Origin of the sequence: Bradyrhizobium sp., from assembly GCF_016213215.1 — a bacterium.
In the GTDB taxonomy this organism is placed as follows: domain Bacteria; phylum Pseudomonadota; class Alphaproteobacteria; order Rhizobiales; family Xanthobacteraceae; genus Bradyrhizobium.
Window position 1 is genome coordinate 16,450 of the sequence record NZ_JACRAW010000066.1, and the last position, 23,061, is coordinate 39,510.

General features: G+C 63.5%; 23 protein-coding genes. 15 read left to right on the forward strand and 8 right to left on the reverse strand.

Going from position 1 to position 23,061, the window contains the following annotated elements; all coding sequences use genetic code 11:
• Positions 1-5: 5 nt before the first annotated feature.
• From HY852_RS11705 to HY852_RS11720, 4 genes are all read right to left on the reverse strand, one after another.
• Positions 6-758, reverse strand: coding sequence for an ABC transporter ATP-binding protein (locus HY852_RS11705; RefSeq protein WP_291604822.1), 753 nt, complete (start codon positions 756-758; stop codon positions 6-8).
• Positions 755-2,014, reverse strand: a complete 1,260-nt coding sequence (locus tag HY852_RS11710) for a branched-chain amino acid ABC transporter permease (RefSeq protein ID WP_291604823.1) — start codon at positions 2,012-2,014, stop codon at positions 755-757. The genes HY852_RS11705 and HY852_RS11710 overlap by 4 nt, the downstream gene beginning before the upstream one ends.
• Positions 2,011-2,946: a branched-chain amino acid ABC transporter permease gene (locus tag HY852_RS11715; protein WP_291604825.1), complete on the reverse strand. Its 936-nt coding sequence runs from the start codon at positions 2,944-2,946 to the stop codon at positions 2,011-2,013. Before HY852_RS11715 ends, HY852_RS11710 begins: the two co-directional genes overlap by 4 nt.
• Positions 2,947-3,069: 123 nt before the next feature.
• On the reverse strand, positions 3,070-4,302 hold the full coding sequence (locus HY852_RS11720; protein WP_291604826.1) for a branched-chain amino acid ABC transporter substrate-binding protein: 1,233 nt from the start codon (positions 4,300-4,302) through the stop codon (positions 3,070-3,072).
• Positions 4,303-4,520: 218 nt separating this feature from the next.
• Here HY852_RS11720 and HY852_RS11725 point away from each other — a divergent pair, with 218 nt between their 5' ends.
• From HY852_RS11725 to HY852_RS11765, 9 genes are all read left to right on the forward strand, one after another.
• On the forward strand, positions 4,521-4,910 hold the full coding sequence (locus HY852_RS11725; RefSeq protein ID WP_291604850.1) for a DUF4189 domain-containing protein: 390 nt from the start codon (positions 4,521-4,523) through the stop codon (positions 4,908-4,910).
• 130 nt (positions 4,911-5,040) lie between these two features.
• On the forward strand, positions 5,041-5,451 hold the full coding sequence (locus HY852_RS11730; protein ID WP_291604827.1) for a DUF2000 family protein: 411 nt from the start codon (positions 5,041-5,043) through the stop codon (positions 5,449-5,451).
• A 168-nt stretch (positions 5,452-5,619) separates the two neighbouring features.
• Complete coding sequence (locus HY852_RS11735; protein WP_291604828.1) at positions 5,620-6,900, forward strand: alpha-glucosidase/alpha-galactosidase; 1,281 nt, start codon at positions 5,620-5,622, stop codon at positions 6,898-6,900.
• A 230-nt stretch (positions 6,901-7,130) separates the two neighbouring features.
• Positions 7,131-7,694 (forward strand): TetR/AcrR family transcriptional regulator, encoded by a 564-nt coding sequence (locus HY852_RS11740; RefSeq protein WP_291604851.1) that lies wholly within the window; start codon positions 7,131-7,133, stop codon positions 7,692-7,694.
• Positions 7,691-8,479 (forward strand): efflux RND transporter periplasmic adaptor subunit, encoded by a 789-nt coding sequence (locus HY852_RS11745; RefSeq protein WP_291604829.1) that lies wholly within the window; start codon positions 7,691-7,693, stop codon positions 8,477-8,479. The genes HY852_RS11740 and HY852_RS11745 overlap by 4 nt, the downstream gene beginning before the upstream one ends.
• Entirely contained in the window at positions 8,476-9,414 is a 939-nt protein-coding gene (locus tag HY852_RS11750) for an ABC transporter ATP-binding protein (RefSeq protein WP_291604831.1), read from the forward strand. Before HY852_RS11745 ends, HY852_RS11750 begins: the two co-directional genes overlap by 4 nt.
• On the forward strand, positions 9,411-10,577 hold the full coding sequence (locus HY852_RS11755) for an ABC transporter permease (RefSeq protein ID WP_291604833.1): 1,167 nt from the start codon (positions 9,411-9,413) through the stop codon (positions 10,575-10,577). The genes HY852_RS11750 and HY852_RS11755 overlap by 4 nt, the downstream gene beginning before the upstream one ends.
• 30 nt (positions 10,578-10,607) lie before the next feature.
• Entirely contained in the window at positions 10,608-11,921 is a 1,314-nt protein-coding gene (locus HY852_RS11760) for an adenylate/guanylate cyclase domain-containing protein (RefSeq protein WP_291604834.1), read from the forward strand.
• Between the two features lie 115 nt (positions 11,922-12,036).
• Positions 12,037-12,945, forward strand: a complete 909-nt coding sequence (locus tag HY852_RS11765; RefSeq protein ID WP_291604835.1) for a PhzF family phenazine biosynthesis protein — start codon at positions 12,037-12,039, stop codon at positions 12,943-12,945.
• Between the two features lie 115 nt (positions 12,946-13,060).
• Here HY852_RS11765 and HY852_RS11770 read toward each other — a convergent pair whose 3' ends face one another.
• Positions 13,061-13,522, reverse strand: coding sequence for a DUF488 family protein (locus HY852_RS11770; RefSeq protein WP_291604836.1), 462 nt, complete (start codon positions 13,520-13,522; stop codon positions 13,061-13,063).
• Between the two features lie 12 nt (positions 13,523-13,534).
• Positions 13,535-14,356, reverse strand: coding sequence for a DUF72 domain-containing protein (locus HY852_RS11775; protein ID WP_291604837.1), 822 nt, complete (start codon positions 14,354-14,356; stop codon positions 13,535-13,537).
• A gap of 228 nt (positions 14,357-14,584) precedes the next feature.
• Here HY852_RS11775 and HY852_RS11780 point away from each other — a divergent pair, with 228 nt between their 5' ends.
• The 4 genes from HY852_RS11780 to HY852_RS11795 all read left to right on the forward strand — a co-directional run bounded on the left by HY852_RS11780 (position 14,585) and on the right by HY852_RS11795 (position 19,074).
• The gene (locus tag HY852_RS11780; RefSeq protein WP_291604838.1) at positions 14,585-14,773 is read left to right on the forward strand and encodes a hypothetical protein; all 189 of its coding nucleotides are present in this window, start codon (positions 14,585-14,587) and stop codon (positions 14,771-14,773) included.
• Positions 14,774-14,992: 219 nt separating this feature from the next.
• Entirely contained in the window at positions 14,993-16,153 is a 1,161-nt protein-coding gene (locus tag HY852_RS11785; RefSeq protein WP_291604839.1) for a glycosyltransferase family 2 protein, read from the forward strand.
• 6 nt (positions 16,154-16,159) lie between these two features.
• Positions 16,160-17,668, forward strand: coding sequence for a glycosyltransferase family 39 protein (locus HY852_RS11790; RefSeq protein ID WP_291604840.1), 1,509 nt, complete (start codon positions 16,160-16,162; stop codon positions 17,666-17,668).
• Between the two features lie 215 nt (positions 17,669-17,883).
• A complete protein-coding gene (locus tag HY852_RS11795) occupies positions 17,884-19,074 on the forward strand; it encodes a DUF2778 domain-containing protein (RefSeq protein WP_291604841.1) in 1,191 nt (396 codons plus the stop codon).
• 66 nt (positions 19,075-19,140) lie between these two features.
• Here the strand turns inward: HY852_RS11795 and HY852_RS11800 are convergent, their stop codons facing one another.
• Positions 19,141-19,734: a cysteine hydrolase family protein gene (locus HY852_RS11800; protein WP_291604842.1), complete on the reverse strand. Its 594-nt coding sequence runs from the start codon at positions 19,732-19,734 to the stop codon at positions 19,141-19,143.
• Positions 19,735-19,861: 127 nt separating this feature from the next.
• Between HY852_RS11800 and HY852_RS11805 the strand changes: the two genes are divergently transcribed.
• Complete coding sequence (locus tag HY852_RS11805) at positions 19,862-20,701, forward strand: LysR family transcriptional regulator (RefSeq protein ID WP_291604843.1); 840 nt, start codon at positions 19,862-19,864, stop codon at positions 20,699-20,701.
• 116 nt (positions 20,702-20,817) lie between these two features.
• Positions 20,818-22,053 carry a signal peptidase I gene (lepB, locus tag HY852_RS11810; protein ID WP_291604845.1) on the forward strand — a complete coding sequence of 412 codons (1,236 nt, stop codon included), beginning with the start codon at positions 20,818-20,820 and terminating at the stop codon, positions 22,051-22,053.
• A 319-nt stretch (positions 22,054-22,372) separates the two neighbouring features.
• Here the strand turns inward: lepB and HY852_RS11815 are convergent.
• Positions 22,373-23,061, reverse strand: a 689-nt coding sequence (locus HY852_RS11815; protein ID WP_291604846.1) for a TCP-1/cpn60 chaperonin family protein, incomplete at its 5' end; no start/stop codon positions are given.

The window sequence follows — 23,061 nt, forward strand, 5'->3', positions numbered from 1 at the left end:
CGCGGTCATGCGTGCGCCTCTTCGCCAAGGTAGGCCTCGCGCACTGCGGGGTTGGCGCGGATTGCCTGCGGCGCATCGGAGGCGATGATCTGGCCATAGACCAGCACGGAGATGCGGTCGGCGAGCCCGAACACCACGCCCATGTCGTGCTCGACCATGATCAGCGTGCGGCCCTCCGAGACTTTCCGGATCAACGCCACCGCCTGCTCGGTCTCGGCGTGGCTCATGCCGGCGGTCGGCTCATCGAGCATGATGACGTCGGCGCCACCTGCAATGGTGATACCGATCTCAAGCGCGCGCTGCTCGGCATAGGCCAGCACGCCCGCAGGCACGTCATGACGCGAGGAAAGGCCGATCATTTCCATGATTTCCGCGGCGCGCTCGTTGGCGTCCTGCAGGCGGTCGACGAAGCGCCAGAACGAATAGCGGTAGCCGAGCGACCACAGCACCGCACAGCGGATGTTCTCGTACACCGAAAGCTTGGGAAAGATGTTGGTCACCTGGAAGCTGCGCGACAGGCCCCTGCGATTGATTTCATAGGGCTGAAGATGGGTGACGTCCTCGCCCTTCAGTTCGATCGCACCCGAGGACACTTTGAGGCGCCCGCTGATCAAGTGGAACATCGTGGATTTGCCGGCGCCGTTCGGTCCGATGATGGCGTGACGCTCACCCTGATTGATGTCGAGCGTCACCCCCCGGATGATCTCGGTGGGCCCGAAGTTCTTGCGAACGTCCTTGAGCGATATGGCGACGGTCATGGCGCGGCCTCCTCGCTCTTGTCGTTCATGGCAATCGCCCAAGCATCGCCGACGCGCGGCCACAGCGCCCGCAAGCCGATGGCGCCGCCAAAAAACAGGACCAGGGCGGACAGCCAGGGCCCGATGCTCGCACCGTTCATCGAGACCCTGAAGACGGAGAGCATCGGGCCGTCAGTATGCGCTTCGACCAGCATGTGGTGGGCGAGCTCGATCAGGAGGATGCAGCCGAACACGAGCGCCGCCGCGGGGATCGCGGTCAGGGCATAGATCGGTACCAGCTTGAAGATGCGCCCGCCGCGCAGAAGCGGCCGGTGCAGGGCGAGCCAGCCCGCGATGCCGCCGGGCACGTACATGACGACGAGGATGAACAGCAGGCCAAAATAGAGCATCCACGCCTTGGTGACGTCCGACAGCGAAATCTGCAGGAAGGTGATGAGCACCGCGCCGATGATCGGGCCGGCGAAATTGCCGATGCCGCCGACGAAGGTCATCAACAGGACCTGTCCGGAGGTGGCCGCACCGACCGCTTGCGAGTTCATCAGTTCGAAATTGATGGCGGCAAGCGAGCCGGCGATGCCCGCGAACACCGCGGACAGCACGAAGGCCTGGAAGCGCACGCGCTGGGTGGAGTAGCCGATGAATTCGGCGCGTTCGGGATTGTCGCGCACGGCGTTGCACATGCGGCCAAACGGCGTGCGCGTTAGGGCGTACATCAGGATGATGCAGACAAGGCACCAGAAGGCGATGAGGTAATAGACCTGGATCTGCGGACCGAACTTGTAGCCAAAGAACGGTGCGAGCTTCACCCGATTGGTCGCGATGCCTTCCTCGCCGCCGAAGAAGGTGTGCAGGACCAGCGCGAAGGCGGCGACGAGCTCGCCGAGGCCAAGGGAGATCATGGCGAACACGGTGCCGGCGCGGCGCGTGGACACAGCGCCGAATATGACCCCGAAGAACAGGCCGGCGGCCGCCCCGATCAGCGGCACCGCGGGCAGCGGAATGGGGAGCTTGTTGGCCGCAATCAGGTTCATGGCGTGCGCGGCGCAGAACCCGGCAAGGCCGTAATAGACCGCATGTCCGAACGACAGCAGCCCGGTTTGGCCGAGCAGGATATTGTAGGACAGCGCAAAGATGATCATCACGCCCATCAGGCTCATCATCGTGAGCGCCACGCCCGAGGAGAAAACATAGGGCGCAATCACGAGCCCCGCCGCCAGCGCGACAAAGGCAAGAAGGATGCGAAAGCCGCCCATCATGATTCCCTGGTTCCGAACAGTCCCCTGGGCCTGAAGATCAGGACCAGCACCAGCAGGAGATAGGGCAGGACCGGTGCGATCTGGGCCAGCGGCGCCCGGCCGAGCTCGCCGAGCAGCGAAGCGGCGGACGGGCCGATCGCATCGGCAAGCGAAACGTTGATGGCGACCGCGAAGGTCTGGATCAGGCCGATCAGCAGAGAGGCGACGAAGGCGCCGCCGAGCGAGCCGAGACCGCCTACGACGATCACGACGAACAGGATGGGACCCAGCAGCGCCGCCATGGAGGGCTGCGTGACGAGCGCCGGTCCCGCGATCACGCCGGCAAGGCCCGCGAGGCCCGCGCCGACGCCGAACACCATCATGAAGACCCGCGGCACGTTGTGACCGAGCATGGCGACCATGTTCGGATGCGTGAGCGCCGCCTGGATGATGAGGCCGACGCGGGTGCGCTTGAGAACGATGAGGAGGAACACGAACATCGCAACCGCCGTGGCCAGCATGAAGATGCGGTACGCCGGATAGGTCGTGTCGAACAGGCGGAAAGCGACGAAATCAAGCGACGGTGGCACGCGATAGTCCACCGGCAACCTGCCCCAGATCATGTTCACCAGTTCCTCGATCACGAAGGCGAGGCCGAAGGTGAAGAGCAACTCGGCCACGTGACCAAAGCGGTGGACCTGGCGCAGTCCGTAGCGCTCGATCAGGCCACCGACGACCCCGACCAGCAGCGGGGCGACGAAGAAGCCGGGCCAGAAGCCGATGCGGCGGGCAATCTCGAAGCCGAAATAGGCTCCGATCATGTAGAAGCTGGCGTGCGCGAAATTGAGCACGCCCATCATGGAGAAGATGAGCGTCAGTCCGCTCGCCATCATGAACAGCAGCATGCCGTAGAGCACGCCGTTCAAGGTCGAGAATGTAATGAGTTCAAGCATTGGCAGTCCGAAAGGTCCGGCAGGAGTGGAATACACTGTCTTGCCGTATCCCGAGGTCGACTACAATCGACCTCGGCGAGTTTGAACAAGTCAGATCCGGCCGGTTTGCCTGCGCGAGAGGCGTTACGGGCGCTCCATCTTGCAGGTCGTCGGCACGTTGGTATCGCCGGCCGCGATCTTGCCCTTCACCGTCCAGCCCCAGCCGGTCCCTTCCTCATCGAACTTCTGGCCCGGCTTCAGGGGGCCAAAGGAGCGGATGTACATGTCCTGGAAGAACTGGTGGTCGTCCTTGCGCATGGTGCCCTTGCCGCCGTCGAACACGTCGGCGGTCATGCCTTCCAGCTTGAGCGCGACGGCCTTCGGATCGAGCGAATTGGCTTCCTTGACCGCTCGGGCAAACATCCGCATCTCGTTGAAGGCGCGCGGATACCAGATCCCGATGCCGTACTTCTTGCGGAATTCGGTCTCCGTGGTCTGGGCCGCCTCGATCGCGGTGTTCGGGTCGCCTTCCACGACGTCGTAGATCTTGTCGGCAAGTCCGGTCTGCTTGATCGCGGTCGGGCCGCCCGCACCACCTGCATAATAAGTGTACCAGTTCGCCTGCATGCCCGCGTCCGCCGCAGCTTTCAGCAGCAGCGCCATGTCCTGACCCCAGTTGCCGGTGATGACGGAGTCAGCGCCGGACGCCTTGATCTTGGCAACATAGGGCGAGAAGTCCGTGATCTTCAGCAGCGGATGCAACTCGTCGCCGACGATCTCGATGTCCGGCCGCTTGGCCTTGAGCATTTCGAGTGCAAGCTTGCGCAGGCCCTGGCCGAATGAATAGTCCTGGTTGATCAGGTAGACCTTTTTGACGCTCGGCTGACCCTTCAGATAGTTGGTCATCGCGGCCATCTTGATGCTGGAAGAGGCGTCCCAGCGGAAATGCCAGAACGAGCATTTGTCGTTGGTCAGCGCGTCGTCGACGGCGGCATAGTTGAAGTACAGCACCTCCTTGCCCGGATTGCGGTCGTTGTACTTGGTCACGAAATCCGAAAGGGCCGCTGCGACCGAGGAGCCGTTGCCTTGCGTGATGTAACGGGCACCCGCATCGATCGCTTTCTGGGCCTGCACCACCGCTTCCTGCGGATTGGTCTTGTTGTCGAGGGGGAGGATTTCGACCTTCTTGCCGAGCAACCCGCCTTGCGCGTTGATCTGGTCGGCCAGGTACTGGAAGGTCTTGAGGCCGATTTCGCCGATTGACGCCCCGCCGCCCGAGAGAGGGTCGATGTAGCCAAGCTTCACGGTTTCCTGGGCAGCGGCCGTACCGCACGTCAGACCCATTGCAACCGCAACCGTAACCGCAAATTTCCGCATACTTTTTTCCTTCCCTGACAGAGGTGCTTGGTTGGGCGGTAATTGGAACGTTCGCAGCGGATGTGTCAATCGTCTTCGTCAAATCGGTATTGGGATCGATTCGCACCGCGCTGATCCGCCGCAGGGCCGGTCTGATGCCGGGCGTAGGCCTCCCCGTTCACCAAGTTGAAACGCCCCTTGGCTAGATTTTGGCGGCTGACCACTGGGGAAGGGGCTCAATGATTTCGACCCTCGTCGCGCGCCGCTGCGCGGCGTTCTTTTTTTTGCTGGCCGTCGCGGTCTGTACGTCACGTTTCGTGACGGAAACCCGCGCCGCCGGTGCCCTTGCCGTCGGAAAATGCGGCGCGTACGGCCAGGCCTATGATTTCCGCGGCGAGCAAGCAGCGCGCACCGCCGCGCTGAAGCAGTGCAAGGGCGAATGTACCGCGGTGACAATGAAACGCGCCTGTGCCGCGTTCGCGGTCGACCTCTCCAATCCCTGTGGTGCCCATGGCTATGCCGTGCGCCCGAAGATTTCGAGTTCTCTGAATGCCGCCACGCGCGAATGCTATAAGTTCGGCGGCAAGCAATGCGTGATCCGGGCCTGGGCCTGCGACGCGAAAGGTTGATCCGACCGGCATCCGAGGCGCGCTTTGGCGCGACGATACAATTTATAATGCCATGAAAACGGCATTTCCCGATGCGCCCTTCGTCCGGGAACGGATTTTTCCGTGCGCCGGAATGACATCGGAGTGATCCATGCAGTTCGATACCAAGATCGCGCTTGTGATCCGAACCGACCTTCAGGATTGGCAGAAGCTGAACGTCGCCGCCTTCCTGACCAGCGGCATCGCCGCCGCTTTTCCCGAATGCATCGGCGAGCCTTACGAGGATGGCTCCGGCACGAAATATCTGTCGCTGATCGGTCAGCCGATCCTGATCTACGGCGCCGACCGGTCGGGGCTGTCACGCGCGCTGGATCGGGCGCTGACACGGAACGTGACGCCGGCGGTCTATACAGAGGACATGTTCAGGACCACGCACGATGCCGCCAACCGCGAGGCAGTGAGGGCGGTTGCCCGCGCCGATCTGAACTTGGTCGGCCTTGCGATGCGCGCAGAACGCAAGGTGATCGATAAAATTGTCGACGGCTTGAAGTTTCACGCCTGACCACGTTTCCGCGTCGGCGGGAGCACGCGCGCCGGCGTCACTGCACCCCTTATTTCGGGTCGGGATCGGCCGCGATGCTTGACTCCGATCAAACAAGCGAGGTGAGACGCCGCTACGATAGTCAGTAGATTCGCCCGTCCTGCCGCCCGCTCGATCGGTTTTCACACCATGGCTCAGACAACCAGGATCGTCTTTCTCGGCGCGAGCAGCGCATCCTTCGGGATGAGCATGTACCGCGACCTGTTCTCCACGCGCGATCTCGCCGGCAGCAGCCTGGTCCTGGTGGGGCGCAATGCCGAGCGCCTCCGCCGCTCGGAGGGACTCGCCAGGCTGCTCAACGAAAAATCCGGCGCCGGGCTGAAGATCGAGGCCACCACCGATTGGCGCGCGGCACTCGACGGCGCCGAATTTGTCGTCCATTCCACCGCGATCGATCGCAATCGCTTGTGGCGCCTCGATTTCGAGGTGCCGCGCAAGTTCGGCATCCGGCATACGCTCGGCGAGAACGGCGGTCCCGGCGGCCTGTTCTTCACGCTACGAACCTTGCCCGTCGTCTTCGACTTCGTGCGCGAGATGGAATTGCGCTGCCCGCGGGCGCTGTTCATCAATTTCTCCAATCCCGAGAGCCGCATCGTATTGGCGCTGGGCCGATACTCCAGGCTCCGTAGCCTCGGGCTGTGCCACGGCATCTTTCTCGCGCGCGGGCATGTTGCGACCATCCTCGGCCTGCCGGAGGACCGGGTAGACGTGTGGGGAGCAGGCCTCAACCACTTCCAATGTCTGATGCAGATCCGTGATCGCACGACCGGGGCCGACCTCTATCCGCTGCTCCGTGAAAAAGAGCAGAGCTTCAATCCCTCGTACGAGCCGCTGACGCGAAAGCTGTTCCGCGCCTTCGGATACTGGCTCGGCTGCGGCGACGGTCATGTCGGCGAGTATTTTTCGTTCGGCTGGGAAGCCGGGGAGGGCGGGTACAATTTCGACTGGGACGAAGGCGAGCGTGCCAAGCTGGTCCGGCAGATCGATAGTGTTCTGGCGGGGAGGGAGGAGATGCCGTCGTGGTGGTCGATGCCGTCCGGCGAGCGCGCGGTGACGATCATCTCGGCGGTCCTGCACAACCGGAAGCAGTTGATCGAGTCGGCGGTCGTCTACAACGGTCAGGTCATTCCCAATCTGCCCGAGAGCGCCGCGGTGGAAGTTCCCGCGATGGCCGACATGGCCGGCGTGCATCCGGTTTCGCTCGGGCCGCTGCCGGATGCAGTGGCCAAGTCGATGGCCGTGCAGGTCAATGTTCAGCAGCTGGCGGTCGAGGCGGCCATGCATGCCTCCAAGGAACTCGCTCTCCAGGCGCTCCTGATCGACCCGGTCGTCAATTCCGAGATCGCTGCGCGGGAACTCCTGAACGAACTGTGGGAGGTCAATCGGCCCTACATCCGCAAGTGCCTGTAAGGCCGGAGCCTTGCAGGATCGCTTTGCGGGCTTGACATTGACTGACCGGTCAGTCATAATTCAGCAGTCATACGCTGGAAGGAAAGCCTGTGGCGAGATCCGCAAAGCTGGGCGCAGTCAGGCAGCAGCCGAAGAGGGGCGTCGCCGCAAGGACCCGGCGCGATCACGGGACGCCTGCGGGCAAATCGCCGTCCAATCGCGCGGCAAAGGCGGCGGAGCGGCGCGCTGCGATCGTCGAAGCCGCTCTTGAAGAGTTCATTGCGCGCGGCTTTGCCGCCACCCGGCTTGATGACATCGCCCGGCGCGCCGGCGTCGCCAAGGGCACCATCTACCTGCATTTCAAGGACAAGGAATCCATGTTCGAGGAACTGGTGCGCACCGTGATCGTGCCGCTGGTAAGTCGGCTCGATCCGCTGCCATCACCCGGTGTTTCGGTGCGCGACATGATCGAGGCCTTCGCAAGGACCTTCGTGCGGGAGGTGGTGAACACGCGACGTGCCGACCTCGTGCGGTTGATCCTCGCCGAGGGACCGCGGTTTCCGGCAATTGCCGATTTCTACTACCGCGAGGTCGTTTCCCGCGCGCTCACCCGCATGCGGGCGCTGATCGAACTTGGCATCGCGCGCGGCGAGATCCGAGAAAAGGATCTCGCGCGCTTTCCGCAGATTATGGTCGCACCGGCGCTGATGGCCGTGATCTGGCAAAGTCTGTTTGCGCGCCATGCGCCGCTCGACGCCAACGAGATGCTGCGCGTCCATCTCAACTTGATCTTCGGCGAACGGAGGACGGCATGACCCCGTCGCGAACCATCCTGCACCTTGCCCTGGTCCTTGCCCTCGGAGCCAGCCTTGCCGGCTGCAACGAGCAGCGCGATCCCGGTTACCAGGGCTGGGTCGAGGCCGACATGATCTTCGTCAGCCCCGACGAGTCCGGGCGGGTGACCAGGCTTAACGTTCGCGAGGGCGACCAAGTGAAGGTCGGCGATCCCCTTTATTCCGTGGACGATGATCTGCAGCTTGCCGATCTCAACCAGAACAAGGCAACGCTCGCCAACGCGCAACAGACCTACGACCGCGCGTTGTCGCTGAGCAGGACCGGCGCAGGAACACAGGCGACCCTGGATGCCGCCGTCTCGGCACTGCGGGTGGCCGAAGCGCGCGTTGCCACCTCGGAAACGCGGCTCAACAGGCGCAAGGGGTTTGCCCCGGTCGCCGGCACCGTCCAGCAGATCTACTTCCGCGAAGGGGAGATGGCGCCGGCGCAGCGGCCGGTACTGTCGATCATGCCGCCGGGCAACATGAAAATACGGTTCTTCGTGCCGGAAGCCGAACTGCCGAAGCTCGCAATCGGCGACGAGGTGCGGGTGACCTGCGACAACTGCTCTGCCGACCTGATCGCGAAGATCTATTTCATCGCGACCACCGCCGAGTACACCCCGCCGGTGATCTACAGTCTCGATGAGCGCAACAAGCTCGTCTACCTGATCCAGGCAAGGCCCTCGCGGCCCGACGCGCTGCGCGTCGGGCAGCCGATCAGCGTCTATTTCAACCCCAAGATACCGGTCGCGGCTCGGCAATGAACGGCGTGGACGCCTCAAACATTGCGATCGACGTCAAGGGCCTGACGAAATCCTTCGGCGGCCGCGAGGTCGTGCATGATCTATCGATGCAGGTCAGGCGCGGTTCGATCTACGGCTTCCTCGGCCCCAACGGAAGCGGCAAGACCACGACCATCCGCATGCTCTGCGGCCTGCTGACGCCCGATGGCGGCGAGGGAACCTGCCTCGGCTACGACATCCGGCGCGACGCCGAACGCATCAAGCGCCATGTCGGCTACATGACGCAGCGGTTCAGCCTCTATCAGGATCTCTCCGTGCGCGAGAACCTGGAATTCGTGGCGCGCGTTTACGGCGTGCCGGATCCGCGCGGTGCGGCGCGCGAGATGATCAGGCGCCTCGGACTGTCCGGCCGGGAGGACCAGCTTGCCGGTGAATTGTCCGGCGGCTGGAAGCAGCGCCTGGCGCTCGGTGCCTGCACCTTGCCCAATCCGCAACTACTCCTGCTTGACGAGCCGACCGCCGGCGTCGATCCGAAGGCGCGTCGCGATTTCTGGAACGAGATTCATGCGCTCGCCGCCGACGGGCTGACCGTGCTGGTCTCCACCCATTACATGGACGAGGCCGAGCGCTGTCATGAAATCGCGTACATCGCCTACGGCTATTTGCTGACGCACGGCACCGTGGACGAGGTGATCGCAAAATCGGCGCTTACCACCTACACTGTGACAGGCGAGGACCTCGGCGCACTCGGCAATGAGCTTGCCGGCAAGCCCGGGGTCGACATGGTGGCGCCGTTCGGAACCTCCCTGCACGTCTCCGGCCGCGACACGGCGGCACTGGAGGCGGCGATCGCGCCCTGGCGCGACCGCCCGTCGTTGCGCTGGGAGCATTCCCATCCCTCGCTCGAGGACGTCTTCATCGAACTGATGAGCCGCTCAAGGGACAATTTCCAATGAGCATCGTTCGCGCAGTGGACGAGAACCAACCGGACCGTGAGCCACGCTTCGGCTTCTGGCGGCGCGCCTATGCGATGGTGGTGAAGGAATTCATCCAGCTCCGGCGCGACCGCGTGTCGTTCGGGATGATCGTGATGATTCCGGTGATGCAGCTCCTGTTGTTCGGCTTCGCCATCAACACCACGCCGCGCCACATGCCGACCGCGGTCCTGTTGCAGGAGGAAAGCGATCTCGCCCGCTCGGTCCTGAAGGCGCTGGAGAACACCGCCTATTTCCGCTTCACGCGCGAAGTGCATGATGTCGAGGAGTTCGACGATCTCTTGATGTCGGGCAAGGTGCTGTTCGGCGTCGAGATCCCGCGCGGGTTCGAGCGTGCCGTGCGCCGGGGCGAGCGGCCGGCACTGTTGGTCGCGGCGGACGCTACCGATCCCGTAGCCGCAGGCGCGGCCTTGGGATCGCTTGGCACGCTGGTGCAGACCGCGCTGGCGCACGATTTGTTTGCCGGTGATCCGCCGGCCCTGCCGTTCGAGATCCGGGCGCATGCGCGCTACAACCCGGCCGCCTCATCCCGCCTCAACATCGTGCCGGGTCTCGTCGGCACCATCCTCACCATGACCATGCTGATCTTCACCGCTCTGTCGGTGACCCGCGAAGTCGAGCGCGGCACCATGGAAAGCCTGCTTTCGATGCCGATCCGGCCGGTCGAGGTGATGTTCGGCAAGATCATCCCGTACGTGCTGGTCGGCTTCATCCAGGCCTTCCTGATCCTCAGCATCGGCGTGCTGATGTTCGGCGTGCCGGTGCTCGGCAGTCTGGTCATGCTCGCGCTGCTCTCCACACTGTTCATAACCACCAACCTCTCGATTGGCTATACGTTCTCCACCCTCGCGCAGAACCAGCTTCAGGCGATGCAGCTTTCGATCATGTTCTTTCTGCCGAGCATCTTGCTGTCCGGCTTCATGTTTCCGTTCTCGGGCATGCCGGTGTGGGCACAATATATTGGCGAGGGCCTGCCGCTCACGCACTATCTGCGCATCGTCCGCGCCATCATGCTGAAGGGCGCCACTCTGCAGAACCTGGAGTACGATGCCATCGCCCTTGCAGCGCTCATGATGTTGGCGATGACGATTGCGGTGACGCGCTTTCGCCGCACGCTCGATTGATGCAGAATGCCCCGGAATGACCGCGGGGGTATGACGGTGAAACCTGACGGGGCGGGGAAGCGTCTGGAATTTGCGGCGATGTCCGCGGATTTCGAGCGCGCGTTCATGCGTGAGGTTCTTCGCACCGAGCTCATCCGGGTCAAGGCGCTCATCGTCACCGGCTGCGTCCTGATGCTGTCCCTGACCGCGATCTACCTGACCGACCCTGGCGTTCTGGATCGGCTGTGGCACGGCGGGTTCGGGCGGGGCCATGTCTACGCGATCCTGATCTTGTTCATCCTGTTCGAGCTCTGGAGCCATGCATCGATCCGGCGCAACCTGAAGCGGGACCACGACCTGCACCCGGCCTGGCGCTACATCGGCGCGTTCGTCGAGACGTCGATCCCCACGGTCATTCTGGTGCTGCAGATCCAGAGCATGGGATCGATTGCGGCGCTGGGCTATGCCATGCCGCTCATCTATTTCGTCTTCATCATCCTTTCCACATTGCGGCTCGATTTCCGGCTTTCGACGTTCACCGGCCTCGTCGCGGCAGGCGAATTGTTCCTCGTGGCGATGTACTACCGTCCTGCCGCCGACTTTGACGAGCCTGAGCTCTACTACCACGCCACGCGCAGCTTCATCATCCTGGCCTGCGGCGTGCTGGCAGGCGCCGTCGGCACGCAGCTGCGTCGGCAATTTGCCGCGAGCATCGAGGCGGCCACGGCGCGCGACCGCGTCACGAACCTGTTCGGACGGCACGTATCGCCGCAAGTGGTGGAGCAGTTGATGACCGAGGAAGCGAGCACCGCGGGTGAGATCAGACGCGTCGCCGTCATGTTTGTGGACTTCCGCGGCTTTACCGCGGCTGCGCGATCGCGCTCCCCGCGCGAGGTGTTCGAACGGCTGAACAGCGCGTTCGCCATACTGGTCGAGATTGTCGATCGCCATGGCGGCATCGTGAACAAGTTTCTGGGCGACGGCTTTCTGGCGCTGTTCGGGGCGCCGCTGGAAGCCGATGACGCCGCGCTGCGCGCGGTGGCGGCCGGACGCGAGATGCTCGCCGCCATGGAGCGCATCAACGCACAATCGAACTGGCCGCTGCGCATCGGCATCGGCCTCAATTTCGGTGAGGCGGCCGCGGGCTGCATCGGCTCGCCCCGGCGCAAGGAATATACCGTGATCGGCGACACCGTTAACCTTGCTTCGAGGCTGGAAGCGCTGAACAAGGAGTTCGGCTCGCAATTGCTGATATCGGAGGCCGTTCGCGAAGCATTGGGCCAAGGCGGCGGCGATGCCGTCGCGCGCGGCGAAGTCGAGGTACGGGGTTACGAGCGACCGGTCGCGGTATGGCAGTTGGGATAGCGAAAGCCACGGGCTCGATTGCTCCGCATGCTCCGAGCCTGCGGGTATTACGGCGGTCATCATAGGCGTGCTATCATAAGTCGGATAGTCACGGCTGCCGCGGGGGAAAAGACAGATGCAGCGCCGCTACATGACGTTGGATGTTTTCACCGACTGCGCGTTCGGCGGCAATCCGCTCGCGGTCGTGCTCGACGCCGGAGGTCTTTCGACAGCCCAGATGCAGGCGATCGCCAAGGAGTTCAACTATTCCGAGACGACATTCGTGCTGCCGGCGCGCGCGGAGGGACACGATGCCGAGGTGCGCATCTTCACCGTGCATTCAGAGATTCCGTTTGCGGGTCATCCCAACGTCGGCACTGCCTTCGTGCTGGCAAGGCTCGGCGAAACCGCGCCGCCGCGCCTGCTGTTCGAGGAAAAGGCGGGCTTGGTGACGGTCGAAATCCTGAAAGAGGACGGCCGCGTTGTCGGCGCCGAATTGACCGCGCCGCAACCACTCAAGCGCTCGGCGCAGGTCGGTGCGGAGCAGGCGGCGGCCTGCCTGTCGCTGTCCGCGGCCGACATCAAGACAGATAGGCATCCGCCCCACATCATCTCGGTCGGCTTACCAATCCTTGCCGTCGAACTTGCCTCGCGCGAGGCGCTACGCCGTGCCAGTCCCGATACCGCTGCGTTCGCGCGCACCTTTCCGATCGATGGTGCCGACGCGATCTATCTCTATACGCGCGAGGTGCCCTCAGCCGAGCAGCCGTGCGACGTGCAGGCCCGCATGTTCCATCCCGGCGCGAGCGGCCTTTCGGAGGATCCCGCCACCGGCAGCGCCACCGTGGCGGCGGCGGCGCTGTTTGCCGATCTCGATCCGGCCCGCGATGGCGAACTGAGGCTCAGGACAGGGCAGGGCGTGGACATGGGGCGGCCGAGCCTGTTGCTGACGCGCGTGCGCAAGCAGAACGGCGCCATCGTCTCCGCCCATGTCGGCGGCCATTGCGTGCCAATGATGGAGGGAACGTTTCGGCTGGCCGGCTAGTTCTGCCCGTCATTCCGGGGCGATGCGCAGCATTGAACCCGGAATCCATTGATCCACCGTCGCTGCGGCCCGACGGATTCCGGGTTCGCGACTTCCTCGCGCCAGGGAATGACGACTACACTTGCGGCGCCACCAGGTTTTCCACCTTTACGCCATCGCGCTCCTCGATGATCTCGGCGATCCATTGGCGATGGCAATTGGCGTGGTCGCGCTCGTAGCAGAGCAGGCAGGCCGGGCCGGCCTTTTTCACCAGCGAAGAAAGTTCATCGAGCTGCTCGCGGGCCTCGTGCGTCTTCAAGTGTTTGGAATAGATCTGGTGGAGCAGATCCACCTTGCCGCTGCGCGCGGCGAGGCGCCCCTCTTTCGGCGTTCCGAGCGCGGCAAGATGCACGTAGCCGATGCCGCGCTCGTCGAGCGCCGCCGCAAGCTGCTTCTTGGAAAAGCCGGGCCGGCGCGACGACGTCACGGCGCGCACGTCGACGAGGAGCTTCACGCCGGCACCTTCCAGTTCGTCCAGCACCGCACTTGGCGGTGTCTGTTCATAGCCGATGGTGAACAGCTTCTTCGTCTTGGCCATTCAAAGCTTCTCTCAACTCACCCGGCCAATCAATTCCATCGCGCCCGCCGGCGCGCGCACCTTGCCCTCATGGATCACATACGCAAAAACGTCGCGCGGTTGCTTCTTCGGTTTGGCGTTATCGACCTTCGGCAGGTCGTCGGGCTCGCCGCCGCCCGCCCACAATTGAAAGCGCTTCGCCCAGGCATCAAGCTGTTGCGGAGGATAGCAGGTCTTGATCTCGTCACGGCCCTTCTGCAGCCGCGCATAGATAAAGTCGCCGACGACGTCGGCGATCGCCGGATACTTGCCGTGCTCGGCAAAGACCACGGGGGTTTCGAACTCGCGCAGCAGCGCGACGAAATCCGGGGCGCGGAAGCTATCGTGCCGCACCTCGACCACGTGGCGTAACGCCTTGCCATCGAGCTCGCGGGGCAGGAGCTCGAGAAACTTGCCGAAATCGACCGGATCGAACTTCTTGGTCGGCGCGAACTGCCACAGCACTGGGCCGAGACGGTCGCCGAGCTCCAGCACGCCGGAATCGTAGAAGCGCTTGATGGAGTCCCCAGCCTCGGCGAGCACGCGGCGGTTGGTGGCAAAGCGCGGTCCCTTGACCGAGAACACGAATCCATCGGGCACCTCGCTCGCCCATTTGCGAAAACTCTCCGGCTTCTGCGAGCCGTAATAGGTGCCGTTGATCTCGATCGAGGTCAGTTTCGAGGCGGCGTAGGCAAGCTCCTTCGTTTGCGCGAGCTTGTCGGGATAAAACACGCCGCGCCACGGCTCGAACGTCCAGCCGCCGACGCCGATATAGATGCTGCCGGATTTGTTCTGGTTGGTCTTTGACGCGGCCACTTCAGGTTCTCGGGGTTAGGGAACTCGGCAAGGCCATCCTAGTCAATGCAGAGGTGACAGGCCAGTTGCAGGCGCTTACTCAATACGCCGCCGGCTTTCATCAAGCACAGGGCCTTGCAGAAGTGGCATTGTCCGAATTGCACGGATCGCTGCCGGAATTCCTTCCTCTTTCGGCTGCACGGTTTTCCATGGTAACTATTCGCCAATGGCAAGAGGGAACGCGTTGGCATGTCGTCCGAGTCGGTAGGTGGCATTCTGGGTGCGATCGTCGCGGCCATCGTGCTCGCGGTCGCAGTGGTTTTTGGTCCGATCGGACAATTCGGCAGAGCGCCCAAGGTCGAGCAGCCGGTCGCCGCCCCGGCTCCCGCTGCGCCGGCTCCGCGGGGCCCGGTGATTCGGGAGGTTCCAAACAACTAGCGCCGAGCCCTTGCGGATCGTCGGACAAGTTCCTATCTCGCCTCTAACGGCGACGTTGCAGCGGAAAGCTCCGGCGCCGGTACGACCTCGGAATAGCTCGGCAGCGCCGGATGTACGCGCGCCCGTTGTTCCGGGTCGTTGGTATTTTGGCCCCCTTTGGGCCCTTTTCCTGTGGAGCGGCGGCTTGGCATCGGAGAAGGCGGCGGATATACGCTGCCCATGAACGAAGCCATCCGACCGGGCGCCGAAAACCCACCGCAGGCCTTGGAGCACCCGGTCCTGGAGCCGGGCTCGGGCGTGCCGGAGCTTTCGGTTGTCATTCCGACCTTCAACGAACGAGACAACGTCGCGGTGCTGTACCGGCGCCTCGAAGCGACGCTTTCCGGCATTTCCTGGGAAATCATCTTCGTCGACGACAATTCGCCTGATGGTACCTCGGAAGCAGTGCGCCGCCTGGCGCAGCAGGACAGCCGCGTGCGCTGCATCCGCCGGATCGGCCGGAGAGGGCTGTCGGGCGCCTGCATCGAGGGCATCCTGGCGTCCAGCGCGCCTTATGCCGCGGTGATGGACGCCGATTTGCAGCATGACGAAACCCAGCTGCCAAACATGCTGTCGCTGCTGCGGAGCGGACAGGCGGAGCTCGTGGTCGGCAGCCGCTATATCGAAGGCTATCGCGCCGAAGGGTTCAACAAGCAGCGCGCCGGCGCGAGCGCCCTTGCCACCGAAGTCGCCAAGCAGATGCTGCAGGTCAAAGTCGCGGACCCGATGAGCGGCTTCTTCATGATCCGTCGCGACCGCTTCGAGCAACTGGCGCCCAAATTATCGGTGCACGGCTTCAAGATCCTGCTCGATCTCGTGGCGACCGCGCGCGGCGAACTCCGTACCGTCGAGGTTCCCTATACTTTCGGCGCGCGCCAGCACGGCGAAAGCAAGCTCGATTCCATGGTGGCGCTCGATTTCCTTGGCCTCGTGCTGGCGAAGTTGACCAACGACGCGGTGTCGTTGCGCTTTCTCCTGTTCGCGATGGTGGGCTCGATCGGATTGGTCGTTCACCTCGCCACGCTCTTCGTCGTGCTCGAGATCTTCAAGGCACCGTTCGCCGAGGCGCAGGCTTCCGGCGCCATCGTTGCCATGACCAGCAATTTCATCCTGAACAATTTTCTTACCTATCGCGACCAGCGGCTCAAGGGCCTTGCGATCCTGCGCGGCCTCATTGCCTTCTATCTCGTGTGCAGCGTCGGCCTGTTCGCCAATGTGGGCGTTGCGTTCTCGGTCTACGACCAGGAGCCGATCTGGTGGCTTGCTGGCGCCGCGGGCGCGCTGATGGGCGTGGTGTGGAACTACGCCATGTCCGGTCTGTTCGTCTGGCGCAAGCGATGATGCGCAATGAGCCCGAGTGACGCGCGGCTCGTCCGAAACACGGCGCTCACGATCGTAGCGCTTGTCGCTTTGCGGCTCCTTGCCGCCGCCTTCACGCCCATCACGTTCGACGAAGCCTATTACTGGCTGTGGTCGAAACATCTGGCGGGCGGTTATTACGACCATCCGCCGATGGTCGCCGCGGTGATCCGCGCCGGCACTTTGATCGCCGGCGACAGCGAATTCGGCGTCCGCTTTGTTTCGATCCTGCTGGCGCTGCCGATGAGCTGGGCCGTGTTTCGTTCCACCGAGATCCTGTTCGGTGGCGTTCGCGTCGCCGCCACCGCGGCCATCCTGCTCAATGTGACGCTGATGGCGGCGGTCGGGACACTGATCGTCACGCCCGATGCGCCTCTTCTGGTCGCCTCGAGTTTCGTGCTGTTTTTTCTAGCCAAGGTGCTTGAGACCGGACGCGGCGCGTGGTGGCTTGCGGTGGGAGCCGCCGTCGGGGCGGCGCTGCTGTCGAAATACACCGCCTTGTTCTTCGGGCTCGCCATCCTGATCTGGCTGCTCGCGGTGCCGAAATTGCGCTTCTGGCTGCTTTCGCCATGGCCGTATCTCGGCGGCATCGTCGCATTCCTGGTCTTTTCGCCCGTGATCCTCTGGAATGCCGAGCATCAATGGGTGTCGTTCCTCAAGCAGTTCGGTCGCGCCCGCATCGAGGACTTCCGCCCGATCTTTATCCTCGAGCTGATCCCGACCCAGATCGCCTTCGCTACCCCGCTCGTCTTCATCCTGGGCGCGATGGGACTTTATGCCCTGATCCGGCGCAAGGTCGGCGCCTGGGCCTCGCGCATGCTGCTCATTACGATGTTCTGGACCGTCGTTGCCTATTTCGCCTGGCACTCGCTGCATGCGCGCGTCGAGGCGAACTGGTTCGCGCCGGTCTATCCTGCCTTTGCCGTCGCCGCCGCCGTCGCCGCCAATCTCGCGCAATGGCGTCCGCGTGTGCAGCGCGTTGCCGACTTCTGCCTGCGCTGGGCAGCGCCCACCGGCATCCTGATGTTTGCGGCCCTGATCGTGCAGGCCAACACCGGCGTGCTCTCCGGCTATCGTCGCGACGCCACCGTGCGCAGCGTCGGCGTCGGCTGGCCCGAACTTGCCAGGCAGATCGAGGCGGTGCGCGCGCGTGTCGGCGCAACCTGCGTGCTCGCGCCCGATTACGGCACCACGGCCTGGCTTGCCTTCTATCTGCCGACCGGCACCTGCGTGATCCAGCGATCGCAGCGCATCCGCTGGATTAACATGCCCGAGCCCGATCGGCAGATGCTTGCCGGCAAGCTGCTCTATGTCGACGAGATCCGGCCCCGCGGCCGCGTCTTCCTGAACGAGATTTTTTCGGGCGTCACGCGGGTGGCGGAACTGCCGCGCAGGCGCGGCCCGCTGGTGATCGAAATTTACGGTGTCGACCTGCTCGAAGGCGCCAGGGGCGAGGTATTGGACCACTCGCCACCGCCGGAACTCGCTGGTTTTTGAGGCCTGCTCGGTTGCGGAAAAACACGTGATTGCAAGGCCTTATCCCAAAATGGGACAGCGTTAACACATTGCCTAAGTTCCGCCCGAACTTAATCCGCATTTAACGAAAAGTCGCCTTAATGCCGCTCCGCGCCTCTGTCAGATGCTGTGGTGGAACCTGACCAGACACGGTCCTTGGCAGGGGACAAAGTAGAACCGTCCTGGACGCGAGGCGAATGAGTACGAGTATCGCAGCGCCGAGTTTTGCGGCACGGAAGCCCTGTAAGTCTTCCAAGAGATCTCCCAAGAGATCTTCCCGTAAAGCCATTTCTCCCAATCTGTTCGGCGCCGCCGCGGTCGGCTGCCTGGTATTGGGGTGTGGCTGGACGGTCTATACCAACATCATCGCCGCGAGCGTCTATCCGACGCTCGGCAGCACCAGCTATGACGAGCCGATGATCAAGCACGCGCCCCGGATCGGCGCGCGCATCCCCAGCGAAGCGATCGAGCAAGTGTTTGCCGCGCTGCCGGACGAGCGCCCGCTCGCCAACGCGCCGGCCGGGCCCATCACCGCGACCCTGTTCGCCGAGCGCTTTGCGGCTTCCGAGGCGCAGAGCGTGCCGTCAAATGCCGCGAGTGCCGCTCCGCCCGTTGCGGTCGCCGAAGCGGCGAAGCCAGCCGGGCCGAGCAGGCCGGGTGAGGTTTCGAAGATGGCCGAAGCGGCCAAGTCCGACACATCCAAATTCACCGCGGCCAAGTCGAAGCAGGCGCCGGCCGCGCCGACGCAATTGGCGCTCAATACGCCGGCGCCATCCGAGCCGGAGACCAGGAGGTCCGCCGGCGTCTCGATCCGCGACATGGCCGAACGCGCCAAGGCTGCCGTGATGTCGATCGCCTCGGGCGAGAAGGCGTCGATGGTCGAAAAGCTCTGGGGCAAGCAGCCGTCGACCTCCACGGTGCTGGCCTATGCCTCGGCCGATGCCGACGTTACGGCGAGCATCGGGCAGAACCAGAACCCGATGCACGGCGGATCGCCGCCTTACGATCGTTCCACCGCGGTCTACGACATTTCGCGGAAAACCGTTTACCTGCCTGACGGTACCAAGCTCGAAGCGCATTCGGGCCTCGGCTCCAATCTCGACGATCCGCGTTCCGCACATCTTCGCATGCGCGGGGTGACGCCTCCGCACATCTACGAAATGAAGCCGCGCGAAGCGCTGTTCCACGGCGTGCCGGCGCTGCGGCTGACCCCGATCGGCGGCGAGGACGCGATCTTCGGCCGCGACGGCCTGCTCGCGCACACCTACATGCTGGGGCCAAACGGTGACTCCAACGGCTGCGTGTCGTTCAAGGACTACTACGCGTTCCTCGACGCTTATCGCAACAAGGGCATCCGCAAGCTCGCGGTCCTTGCCAGCATCGACTGAGACCAATCATCCCGGCACGGCGCGGCAGCGCCGCGCCCGGAAATTTCGCCCCCGCAGACGCGCGGCTCAGCTCAACGCGCCGTCGCGCACGATGATGGCAAAGCGGTCGGAGAGCTCGACCAGCGCGACATCATGGACAGTGGCGGCGGAAACGATACCGCCGCGGCCGTCGGGCAGGTCGCGCGTCGCGCAGCTGTCCGCATCGACGGTGACGCGAAAGCCGAGATCGAGCCCGGCGCGCGCGGTCGAACTCACGCACATATGGGTCATGAAGCCGGCAAGGACGATGTTCTTTCGTCCGGTGGTGCCAAGGCGTGCCTGGAGATCGGTGCCCGCAAAGGCATTGGGCAATCCCTTTTCGATCACCGGCTCGTTCGATTGCGCAGCGAGGCTTGCGACAATGGCGCCGCGCTCCGCGCTGCGGTCGAACAGGCCGCCCTGTCGTCCGCGATGCGCCACGTGAAAGATGGCAGCACCCGCTTCGCGCGCGCGGGCAAGCAGGTTTGCTGCGTTCGCGATGGCGGCATCGGCCCCGGGCAGCGCCAGGGGGCCGGCTCGATATTCGTTCTGAATGTCGATCAGAATCAGGCAGGATTCCGAAAGCCGGGGCGGGGTGAGATCGGCGCCGGAAAGCTGGAGCAGGGTTTTCGCAACGGTCATGGTTGGTTTCGTCTCAAAGGTTGTACGTGCGCAACCTAGCGCGGCGGCACCTTCCGTTCATGCCGCATTGTTGCAGCCGGTAGCTGCGATATTGCCGGGGAACTTCGACCCATGCTAGCGAATATGGATGAACTGGGATGACCTTCGGATCGTCGCCGCGGTGAGGGACGAGGGCACTTATGCCGGTGCCGCCATCCGCCTGCGCATGGACGAGACCACGGTGGGGCGCCGCGTGCAGCGGCTTCAGCGTGCGCTGGGCTTTCGGCTGTTCGACACCGCCGACGGGCTGCGCCGGCCGACCCGGCAATGCGAGATGGTGCTGGACCACGTCGAAGCCATGGCCGGGCATGCCGCCGCCATCGCGAGAGCCGGCGACGGTGATGCGGGCCTCGCCGGTCGCTTCCGGATCGCCTCGACCACGGGCGTTGCCGAGGAGATCCTGTCACCGCGCGTGTGCAAGCTCCTGGTGCGTCATCCAGGACTCTCGCTGCAATTCCTCACGTCGAGCGGCAACGTGAAGTTCTCGCGCTGGCAGGCGGATTTCGCCGTTCGCCTGCGCACGCCGGAGAAGGGCGATTTCACGATTTCCAAGCTCGGCGAGTTCAAGCTCTATCTGTTCGAGCCCGCGGCAGAGGGCGAGACTGAGCCCGTGATCTGCGCCTATCCCGAGGACCTCGGCCCGGTCCCCGAGACGCAATTCCTGAAAAGCCGCGGCTGGCAGGAGAAGGCGCGCTGCATCACCGACAATACGCGCATCATCAAGGATTTGGTCCGCACCCATCAGGCCGTCGGCATCCTGCCGGACTACTTCTCTGCCGATCTGTTATCCGACCGCCGCCTGCGCGCCACGATCCTGCCGCGACGGCGCGACGTCTGGCTGTTGGTGCAGAACCACCTGAAGCAGGACAGGGCGGCGCGCGCCGTCATCGACTGGTTGCGCGACTGCTTCGGGGAGTCTCGGGCGTGATCCGTTGCAGCGGTGTTTCGTAACCACCGGTTGGAGCAAAACTATCTTGAGCTGATTGCGCTTGACCTTGAGTTGGCTAAGTTGATCGTCGCACTCAAGGCGAAGGGAATCTCATGATGGCGACGCAAGGCGAGGGCGTGCGGTCCCCATGGGCCAGCATTTGGCTTAGTCCGCGTGAGACCATCGAAGGCATAGTCACGACGCAGCCCCGGCGGCTCGTTTGGTTGCTTGCCGGCTTGGGAGCGATCGCCAGTTTTTACACCGAGTTCCTAAGCCTTGGCTTGGTGGATTCGTTCGGGTGGCGGCTTTGGCTCGCATTCGTCGTCGGCAGTGCGATTATCGGGATCCTCTTTCTGTATGTGAATGCGTTGATCTTGCGCGCGATGGGAGGACTCTTGGACGGTCCTGCCTCCACGCTCGAATTGCGAGCTGTACTGGCCTGGAGCTCGCTGCCGGGTATAGTTGGGCTTGCCATCGCACTGACACTCAATGTCCTGGCGGAGCCACTCAGTGGCGCTGCCGGTGTCTCGCCGACCGTGATTTCGCAGGTGGCAACCGTAGTTGCTGCATTGTTCGGCTTCTGGTCGTTCGTGGTCGTGCTGCTGATGCTGTCGCGCGTCCAAGGCTTCGGGTTCTGGCGCACGATCACGGCCTACTGCGCAGTCTTGCTGTTCCCAGTATTGATCGCACTCTTTGTTCGGACGTTCCTGTTTCAGCCGTTCAGTTTGCCGAGCGGGTCGATGTATCCGACGCTGGCCGTCGGTGACAATGTCTTCGTATCGAAATTCGCGTATGGCTACAGCCGCTATTCGCTGCCGTTTTCGCCGTCGTGGTTGTCAGGACGCGTCTTTGGCGCAGAGCCGGTACGTGGAGACGTCGTTGTGTTTATCCTGCCCAAGGACGGCGTGACGACCTACGCCAAACGTGTCGTAGGCATGCCTGGTGATCGCATTCAGATGCAACAGGGCGCTCTCTACATCAATGGAGCAGCGGTAAGACGCGAACGGGTTGAGGATTTGGTCGGCGACAATGCCTGCGGGGCTGAACCCACTGCGAAAGTAAAACGCTGGCGTGAAACGCTGCCCAATGGCGTGAGCTACCAGACGCTCGATTGCATCGATGCCGGTTTCTATGACAACACGAATGTCTACGTGGTGCCGGCGGGCCACTTCTTCATGCTCGGCGACAATCGCGACAATTCGACCGACAGTCGCGTGCTTTCCGCGATGGGCTACATCCCCCTAAATAACGTGATCGGTCGAGTCGAGATGGTCTACTTTTCCAATGGGCCGGATAAGGACGACGGCACACCACGGGTCCGCTCCGAACGTGTTGGATTGATGATCCGCTGATGAATAGTGGCCAACCGCTTTGGGCGGTGCTTCCTGCCGGTCATTTGCATCAGCCACCTGACAGGATCATCAGAGCCGCCTGAAGCAACGCGGCGGTCGATTGTGCCGCTGGTAGTCCGGTTCAATTGATCATCATCGTCCAGGTCATTCGGGGGCGCGACGAATCGCGGTATTTCCAACTGACGACTGTGGTTATGGATGCCGGGCTCGACGCTTCGCGTCGCCCCGGAATGACGAGAGGGAAGAGCTCAGCGAAAACAAAAACCCCGGCATTGCTGCCGGGGTTTTGCATTCCTTTGGATCGCTTGAAGCGGACGGATCAGAAGTCCATGCCGCCCATGCCGCCGCCCGGGGGCATACCGCCGCCGGCCGGAGCGTTCTTCTTCGGCAGCTCGGCGACCATCGCCTCGGTGGTGATCAGGAGAGCCGCCACGGAAGCCGCGTTCTGGATCGCCGTGCGCACCACCTTGGTCGGGTCGATGATGCCCTTGGTGACGAGATTGCCGTACTCGCCGTTCTGCGAGTCGAAGCCGTAGGCGTACTGGTCCTTCTCCAGGATCTTGCCGACAATGACCGAGCCGTCTTCGCCGGCGTTGATGGCGATCTGGCGGGCCGGTGCGGACAGCGCCTTGCGCACGATCTCGACGCCGGTCTTCTGGTCGTCGTTCTGGGTGCGCACGTTCTTCAGTCTTTCGGTGGCACGGAGCAGGGCGACGCCGCCGCCCGGCAGGATGCCTTCCTCGACCGCGGCGCGGGTCGCATGCATCGCGTCATCAACGCGGTCCTTGCGCTCCTTGACCTCGACCTCGGTCGCGCCGCCGACGCGGATCACCGCGACGCCGCCCGCGAGCTTGGCGAGACGCTCCTGCAGCTTCTCGCGGTCGTAGTCCGAGGTGGTTTCCTCGATCTGCGCCTTGATCTGCGTGACGCGGGCTTCGATGTCGGCCTTCTTGCCGGCGCCATTGACGATGGTGGTGTTCTCCTTGTCGATCATCACCTTCTTGGCGC